1 protein-coding gene is annotated in these 1,700 nt (G+C 55.9%); it reads left to right on the top strand.

The window, feature by feature from the left end; translation table 11 throughout:
- The first annotated feature begins 194 nt into the window (after positions 1-194).
- Positions 195-1,508 carry an MFS transporter gene (locus tag LDO54_RS02070; protein WP_224005450.1) on the top strand — a complete coding sequence of 438 codons (1,314 nt, stop codon included), beginning with the start codon at positions 195-197 and terminating at the stop codon, positions 1,506-1,508.
- Positions 1,509-1,700 lie beyond the last annotated feature (192 nt).

Below are 1,700 nucleotides of genomic sequence, written 5' to 3' on the forward strand. Positions count from 1 at the left end.
AGTAGGCAGAATGCGGCCATGAACGGTCGGTCAACATATCTGCGTGAATTGCTGACAATCTCGATCTGAAGCGTCGCCAGCGGTGAACCACGGCGTCTACGTCGCCCACTAATGAATCGCTAGCCTGTGGAAGAGTGCATCTAAACAGCGGGAAAAATGTTGAGGTAGCATCATCGGCTCGACAGGGGAAGACGGTGTTCCTGAAAATAAAAGCTCGCATAAACGCACTCGGCGTGCCTCTTGCCAGTCTGCTTCTCAGCGATCTGCTGAGAATCTTGGCAGAAATGGTTGGCTATATCACGCTCCCTTGGTGGATCGTTCATCGGGGCGGCGCGCATGACCTGGCGATCTACAGCGTAAGCATTGCGATCGCCACGATCTTTGCAATGCCACTGCTTTCTCCACTTGGGGATCGCTACGCAAAGCGACCCCAGATTGCATGGGGTTTATGCACCCTGATGGTTGTCGCTTTTACCCTCGCTATGCTCGCCTCCCTGTCCAGCTACCGACTCATGCCGATCATTGCCATAGGCACAGTGACCGTTATAGCGAAAGCTTTCGTCGGGCCGGCCAGCTCTACCATATCGGCTGAACTTGTTCCGGCGGATCGTTTGGCGAAGGTGCTTCGTCTCCGTAAATCGACGCAGGCGGCTGGCCGTGCCTTAGGACCAGCATTGGCCGGCACTACATTGGCGTTGAGCGGTATCGCTGCAACATTTTGGATGAACGGCATTTTGCTCGGTGTCGCTGCTTACGTGACTTGGCAGCTTCCTTCTCAATCTCAGCATCACGAACGCCATCGCAGTTTTGCCTGTTGGTGGGACGACCTGCGCGCCGGACTGCATGCTAAATGGGTCGTCCCGTTGGAGCGCGGCTGGACACTTGTCAATTTCCTCGTTTGGATATTCCAAGGCCCCGCAGTCGGTATGCTGATTCCGCTCAAGGTTCAATCACTCGGGCTCTCGGGTCTCTGGCTAGGTGGTAGCGAAGCGGCCTTATCTATAGGTTTACTTCTCGGCAGCTTTCGTGGCTCTGACGCACTAGTCAGTCGGTTCGGTCGATTCAATGTCCGAGTCGGGGCCGCTATGTGCGAAGGGCTGGCGCTTGCCGTTTCGGGTTGGGCTCACTCACCCATCGTTCTCGTATTGGCGTTTGCATGTGTAGGTTTCGCCAATGCATCGATGGGGCTCGTCGGCGCGACTCACCGCTCACTGGCTATTCCGCAAAATTTCCGCGTGCGCATTCTTGCTGCCAGCAATATGACCACGCAGATTGCTGGCATTCTTGGACCGATGATCGCAGGCGTCGCGCTCACGCATTGGGCCGTGGAGAAGGTCTACACATGCTTCGGTCTCGCCACATGTTTGCTCGCTTTTGGTTTTGTCCTGATACCGCGATCGCGCGAATTCTTTGCGCTCAACCACGATCAGGTGAAAGATTGGTTTCGTCACGAATATCCCCATGCATTCAAAGCGGCTGAAGTGCCAGAATCGAGACAGACTACATAGATCGCAACGTGGCGAGGGTAACGAAATGCCGCGCGTACGTGCGAATTGCTCTTACCGGAGACACGATCGAATGACCGCTTTGTAGAGATTTAATCGACCGCTCAGGGTCGATCATGCCTGTCGCATGAGAGCGTCTGCCGTGGGCGAGTGGCGTGGCTGGTCGCGGGCGCAGTGCGGCCAGGAGCAGACGGT

Origin of the sequence: Paraburkholderia tropica (assembly GCF_914484835.1) — a bacterium.
In the GTDB taxonomy this organism is placed as follows: domain Bacteria; phylum Pseudomonadota; class Gammaproteobacteria; order Burkholderiales; family Burkholderiaceae; genus Paraburkholderia; species Paraburkholderia tropica_A.